Below are 5939 nucleotides of genomic sequence, written 5' to 3'. Positions count from 1 at the left end.
TTCGAGGAGTTCGCGGCCGCCGAGGTGGCGGCTGCGGCCGCTGCCCTGCTGCGGCGGCGCCCGGCGGCCGGGCCGGCCCCGGCCGAGCGAGCCAGGGCACGAGCGCCGCGCGCCGGGGCGCCGCCCCCTCCGCCCGCGTGGTTCCGGCTGTTCGTCAGCGCCGGGCAGCGCGATGGCCTGCGGCCCGGCGACCTGCTGGGCGCGATCACCGGTGAGGCGGGGGTTTCCGGCGAGCAGATCGGCCGGATCGAGATCCGGGACACTCACTCGACTGTCGAGGTGACGGGCGAGATCGCCGAGCGCGTGATCCAGGCGCTCAACGGTACAACCCTCAAGGGGCGCAGCCTTCGGGTCGATTACGACCGGAAACCGGCGCCCGCTCCGGGGCGGCGGGGAAGGACGGGCTGAAAACACGAGAGCCGCGTCGCCGGGCGGGACGCGGCTCTCGCGCCACGAGCAGGATCCCTCACTAACGCTTCACCGTATCCTTGAGCGCCTTCCCCGGCCGGAACGACGGACTCGTCGTCGGGCCAATGCGGATCTCCCTGCCCGTGCGCGGATTACGGCCGGTGCGCGCCTTGCGAGCCCTGGTCTCGAATGTGCCGAAGCCGGTGATCTGCACCTTCTGACCTCGCTTCAACGTCTGGGCAATGATGCCGTTTCCTGCGTTGAACATCGCGTCCAGGGCGCGGGATGCCTGCGCCTTGGTCATGTTGGTGCGGCTCGACAGCGTCTGGACCAGTTCCGACTTGTTCATGGCATTGCTCCTCGAGTTAAGTGACCATGGCGACTACGCTCCGGGGACCGCAGGCGGCGGGTCTGCCTACCTTCCTCGCCCGGCAAGCTCTCGCGTGTGCCACCTACGAGGCAGCCTTGCGCAGCCCGAACCGGCACCGCCAACTTCTGGCCGCCCACGCCGCTATGACGCGCCCGCTGGGCCCACGAGGGATGATTGGCCGAAAAAGCGTGTGCTACAGTATGGCGGCGGCCCAACCGCGTCAAGAGAGATATTGGCGTGGGCGCGCGGCTTTCCCGACGCCGCGCCGGCAGCCAGGGGCTGGAATCTTGAATTGTGATTCGGAATCCCGCGACGCGCCCCGAAGCGGGGATGTCGGACGGAAGAGCTGAACCCTTGCCGCCGCGAGAGTTAGAAGTCGCACGCGAGGTCCGGCAGGCGTGCCTGGCCGCGCGCGGGGCGCTCGAGGCCTTCCGACTGGCGCTGGCTCGGGTGGCGCCGCTGGTGGACGCGAGCTTTGCCTCCGAGGTGGAAGATATCTTCCGGGATCCCGGGCTGCACGAGTGGTGGGTGCCGGCGCGCGAGCTGGGGTTCGTGTCGCTGGTAGCGGCGCCGCTGGTTGGCCGGGACGGGGCAAAGGGTGCGCTGAGCTTCTACTACGGCGCGGCCCGCCGGCTCAATGCCGGGGAACGCCAGCTCGTGCGTTACGTCGCCGGCCAGCTCTGGGCGGTGGCCGGCAGCAGGCCTTCCGGCGACTAACGGGAAAATCTGTCGCGCCGCAGGTCGGGAATCGCGGTGAAGGCGTCGGAGACGCGGCGGCTCCGGCGCAGCCGGACGGGGGGCGATTCGGGGTGGCGCGGCGCGCCGGAAGAGCGCATGAGATGGCGCAGGAGCCCCGTCCCGTTCCCGTTGGCGGCCTCAACGGTGCGTGGCAGCCTGCCGTTCCGATTTGCGGGGTCTGCGATCCACGGCAGCTGGCGCATCATCCCCTCTCCGCGCTACCACCACGAGCGGCCGGTGACCGGCCTTTGCCAGGCGAGCAAGATATCTTTGGGGCGCCGTCGTCGCCAGGGTCGGCCGTTTGGGCTTCCAGGCTCAGGGACGGACGGGCCGCCACCGTCGCAGGGCGATGATCCCGATCATCAGGCATGAGGCCAGCCAAGCCAGGATATGGGCGAGGGCCGGAATCAGCTCCGTCCAAAGGCCATGTGCCAGGACGGGGCCGACGCGCGTCGCGTCGACCAGCGGGGGCAGCACCCAGTGAAGCGCCTCTCGAGCTCCCTGCGGCAACGCCTCGAGGAACTGCAGCACCGGCTGGAGCATGGCAAGGAGGGCCAGCAACGCGAGGAGGTCCACACCTCGCTTGGATCCCAGAGCGGCTAGTGGGAACAGGAAGGCATGACCGATCAGGAAGATCAACTCCATGCAGAGAGCGAACGAGGCCACATATCGGATCGGCTCGCCCGCCAGGACAGCGTTGGCGGCGAGCCACGCCGCGCCCCACCACGCCACCACGCTCGTGCCCAAGGCGGCGTCCAGGAGCCAGTAGCTGACCAGCTGATCGGCGGGCGAGATCCCCTTCTGGTACAGCCACACGAGGGAGCGGCTGGGCGCGCCGCTATCGCGGCCTACCAGGGCGGCGAGCACGAATGCGCCCAACCACGCCAGCACTGTGGCGCCAACAAACCATTGCTCCCAGAAGCCGAGCCGGCCGAGCGGCAGCAGCAGCACGGCCGGCGCCACCAGCAGGATCGAAAGCCCCGTCCTTCCCGGCGATACTCGCCACCAGTACGCCAGGCGCCACTGCCGAGACGTCCTATTCACGGCCCATCTGCACTCCGGAGTTGGAGGCATCGGCTCCCAGCGTGTCGAGGAAGAACGCTTCAAACGAGCCGTGCTTGGCCAGGGCCGCCCCACGGGCAAGATCTGCGACAACGCGCCCGCGGTTCAGGAGAACAAGGTGATCCACGACTCGCTGCAACTCGTCCAGGTGATGGGACGCGATGAGCATGGTGCGCCCCGGCCGTCTCTGCTCCAGCACTGCGCCGCGCAGCCAGGCAACGCTCGATGGGTCGAGGCCATTGGTCGGCTCGTCGAGGAGCAGGAGGTCGGGATCCGCAATCAGCGTGGCGGCGAGTTCGACTTTCCTCTGCTGGCCGAGCGACAGGCTTCCCAGGCGCGCACTCCAGATATCGCCGATTCCGCCGCCGAAAAGTTGCGCCAGGCGATCAGAAGGCTGCATCCCACCGGTGAGCCGCTCTAACCCAAGCAGGAACTCGCCCGTGGTGAGATACTCCTCGAACGCCAAGCGTTCGGGCAGGAAGCCCAGCGGGTGGCGGCTTCGGTACAATGTGGGCGGCTCACCGTTGATCAGCAGGGTCCCGGCGGCGGGCGCAAGGCTTCCCAGCAGAAGCCGGAAGAGCGTGGTCTTACCCGCGCCGTTGGGCCCGATGATGCCGATCACCCCATCGCCGAGCTCCAGCTCCAGGTTTTGAAGTGCAGGCGTCGGCGAGCGCCCGTACCTGAAAGAGACGCCGGACAGCCGGACTCGGGGCACGATTCACTCCGCCATGCGAAGGCGCCGTCGCTGGATCAGCACCGCCTCGAGCGTCTCCTGGGCGGAATAGACGGCGGTGTCGGTGGCCACCGTATGTGGAGGCAGAGGCGTGCCGGTGAGGTGAGCCAGCGGCGCGCCCTGGCTGTCCAGCAATTCCAGGTGCAGCATCTCTCCGGGTGCACTCAGGAATACCAGGATCCGATCATCGGAACGCCAGAATATGTAGCGCACCGGCGGGAAATGCGTGGGCAAGCGGTAGGCGTGTCGCACGTGTGGGGGAATGCGCGCGAAGATGGACAGGTAGTTGCGGCGGAGCGAGTCAGGGATCGGCCACAGAGGCGGATCCTCCCGGCGTGCCTTGCGCAAGGCACGCCCCTGCCCATCCCGCCAGGTGATCTCATAGTCCAGTGCCGATACCAGAAGGAGGCTGCCGTCCGGGCGGACGGCGAACCGGGGAGCCGAAAAGATACCGGCCGCCTCCGCCATGTCTGCCGGCCCGAAAAGTGTGTCGACCCTCCCCGGCTCCGGCCCATAACGCAGGAGCAACCAGCGTCCCGCCTGCGGCGGTCGAAGCGCTTGCAAGCTCACGTACAACCTCGCTGAATCGTCGGCGCCAACCTGCTCCGGAATGAGAAGGGCGCCAGCCCCGAGCGGCTGGAGGGATCGTACCTGCCGTCGCTCCCCCGCTTCGGTCCACACGGAGACCCGGTCCGCCGCGCCCTCTAGCAGGAGGAGCGCGCGCCCTCGGGCAGCGACCGCCACGGCGCCCGCAACGGAGTTGGGAGCGCCCCGCTGCCTGCTGCCGAACGGCCCGTAAAGCCGTCCGCCCGCCCAGCGCAACCAACTGCTCTTCTGTATCAGATAGATAGAGCCGCCCGCCACGGCGAGCCCGGTAATTGCACCAGCGCCCAGACTTTCCACGGGAATGCGCGCGATGACCTCCGGCGCCCCCAGCCATTCAGTGTGCAGCGGGGCGACTCGGCCGCGTGACGGAAGCGTGTTAGGTGTAGGGTGGCGGTCGGTCCCTACATTGCTCAGGGCGAAATGCAGCATTCCCAGCGCGACCAGTCCGGCGGCGAGGAACAGCGGCAGCCAGGTGGATGGGCCTCGGTTCACAGTCGCGCGCCTCCGGTTTGCGCCCCTACCGCTGACCGGCGGCGGGCCAGCTCCCCCGGCGGCCCGGAGTGGGGGCGTGAGTCGCTTGCTTCAACCATTGGGCGGAATCCGTGGTCGCCGCCGGAATGGATGGCAGCTGCGGTGCGGTTTTGCCATAGCTGAATAGGACAACTGTACCGGCCGGGCGGGCGGCTCGCGCCAACGGGCAAGCGACGGCGCCCGGGCAAAGTCGGCTTGGGCCGGGGCTGGCCGGCGCTCGGTTGCGCGCCGGCGCGTGGGTCAGGTGCAGGGCTCACCGCGCATGGATGTCGTGCTGGATCAGTCGGGAAAGCTCACCTGCTGAGGCCTTGCGGGGTGCAGCCAATGAGCATGCCCGCGCAGACAATGCCCACCGCGGGTTTCTCCCACCACTTCGAGCGCTCTAGTGCCTCTGTGCATTTCGCGATTACCCTTTCGTAGCAATCCGCAACGCCATCGGCAGCCAGGGGTGTCACTGCTCCGCCCAGCAACAGGGCGAGCAATACCAGCGAGGTGATGCTGCGCAGCTTGGCCATGGTGTCCTCCTTCACCGCGATTGATCGCGTCATGGGGTTGAAAAAGAAGTCGGTTCGCGCGCGGCGAGCCCTGCCGTGCGAAGCCGTCTCGGCACCGCGAGAGGTCAGCCGGCGTGCCGCGGCGGTGTGCGGGCGATGGGTTGTTGCCAAGTTGTTTCGGGGGCAGGAGGATCAGCGGGCGTGCCGGTGGTGGGGCCGGATACCAGCTCGGGACAGCGGGCGCGCAAAAGAGGGCGCTTCGAGCCTCATCCGAGCGGGCGCGGCCCATCCAACCCCAGTGAGCGCAGCTTGAGGCGCAGGGTATTGCGGGCCATGCCCAGGGCGGCGGCGGCCTGGGTCTTGTTGCCGCGGCAGCGGCGCAGTGCTTCCTGGATCTGGCGTTTCTCGTCTGCGGGGGAGCCGTAGAAGGAGTAGCGTCCGTTGGGGGGCTGGAGTGGTGGTGCAGGCGGTACTGCTCCCGGATGGGCCAGGCTGGGCGGCAGGTGGTGGATGCTGATGCGGCCGCCATCGCAGGCCAGGACCGCGGCTTCAATGGTGTGGGCCAGCTCGCGGATGTTGCCTGGCCAGGGGTAGGCGAGCAGTCGGTCGAGCGCGGCGGCGTGGTATCCCAGGATGGGCCGGCCGTACTTCTGGCTGAAGTGGTCGAGGAAGAGGCGGGCGAAGGCCTCGAGGTCGTCCCCGCGCTCGCGGAGCGGCGGCAGGCGGAAGGCGAGGACGAGGAGGCGGTGGTAGAGGTCGCGACGGAAGCGGCTCTCGCGGACAGCGTGATCGAGGTCGCCCCCGGTGGCGGCCATCACGCGGGTGTTGACGCGCAGCGTGCGCTCGCCGCCCAGGCGCCGAATCTCGCCGTCCTCGAGCGCAATCAACAGCTTGGCCTGGAGGCCGGGTGCGAGCTCCCCGACCTCGTCCAGGAAGAGCGTGCCGCCGTCGGCCTGCTCGAACAGCCCGCGGTGCGACTGCTGCGCGCCCGTGAACG

8 protein-coding genes are annotated in these 5939 nt (G+C 68.9%); 2 read left to right on the top strand and 6 right to left on the bottom strand.

Going from position 1 to position 5939, the window contains the following annotated elements; translation table 11 throughout:
* Window positions 1–408, top strand: a 408-nt coding sequence (locus tag HY703_04030; protein MBI4544344.1) for a DbpA RNA binding domain-containing protein, incomplete at its 5' end; no start/stop codon positions are given.
* A gap of 61 nt (window positions 409–469) precedes the next feature.
* Here HY703_04030 and HY703_04025 read toward each other — a convergent pair.
* Entirely contained in the window at window positions 470–757 is a 288-nt protein-coding gene (locus HY703_04025; protein ID MBI4544343.1) for an HU family DNA-binding protein, read from the bottom strand.
* A 375-nt stretch (window positions 758–1132) separates the two neighbouring features.
* Here HY703_04025 and HY703_04020 point away from each other — a divergent pair, with 375 nt between their 5' ends.
* Window positions 1133–1495, top strand: coding sequence for a GAF domain-containing protein (locus HY703_04020; GenBank protein ID MBI4544342.1), 363 nt, complete (start codon window positions 1133–1135; stop codon window positions 1493–1495).
* A 336-nt stretch (window positions 1496–1831) separates the two neighbouring features.
* Here the strand turns inward: HY703_04020 and HY703_04015 are convergent, their stop codons facing one another.
* From HY703_04015 to HY703_03995, 5 genes are all read right to left on the bottom strand, one after another.
* Window positions 1832–2560 carry a hypothetical protein gene (locus tag HY703_04015; GenBank protein ID MBI4544341.1) on the bottom strand — a complete coding sequence of 243 codons (729 nt, stop codon included), beginning with the start codon at window positions 2558–2560 and terminating at the stop codon, window positions 1832–1834.
* Complete coding sequence (locus HY703_04010; GenBank protein MBI4544340.1) at window positions 2553–3293, bottom strand: ATP-binding cassette domain-containing protein; 741 nt, start codon at window positions 3291–3293, stop codon at window positions 2553–2555. The genes HY703_04015 and HY703_04010 overlap by 8 nt, the downstream gene beginning before the upstream one ends.
* A gap of 3 nt (window positions 3294–3296) precedes the next feature.
* Window positions 3297–4409: a hypothetical protein gene (locus tag HY703_04005; protein ID MBI4544339.1), complete on the bottom strand. Its 1113-nt coding sequence runs from the start codon at window positions 4407–4409 to the stop codon at window positions 3297–3299.
* A gap of 332 nt (window positions 4410–4741) precedes the next feature.
* Complete coding sequence (locus tag HY703_04000) at window positions 4742–4963, bottom strand: hypothetical protein (GenBank protein MBI4544338.1); 222 nt, start codon at window positions 4961–4963, stop codon at window positions 4742–4744.
* Between the two features lie 245 nt (window positions 4964–5208).
* On the bottom strand, window positions 5209–5939 hold a 731-nt coding region (locus tag HY703_03995), incomplete at its 5' end, for a sigma-54-dependent Fis family transcriptional regulator (GenBank protein MBI4544337.1).

Source organism: Gemmatimonadota bacterium (assembly GCA_016209965.1).
GTDB lineage: Bacteria > Gemmatimonadota > Gemmatimonadetes > Longimicrobiales > RSA9 > JACQVE01.
This window is presented reverse-complemented; position numbering and strand designations above follow the sequence as displayed.

What these genes read in the sequence shown, in the direction of transcription:
- HY703_04025 (MBI4544343.1), bottom strand. Translation starts at nt 757, where the DNA reads ATGAACAAGTCGGAACTGGTCCAGACGCTGTCGAGCCGCACCAACATG.
- HY703_04000 (MBI4544338.1), bottom strand. Translation starts at nt 4,963, where the DNA reads ATGGCCAAGCTGCGCAGCATCACCTCGCTGGTATTGCTCGCCCTGTTG.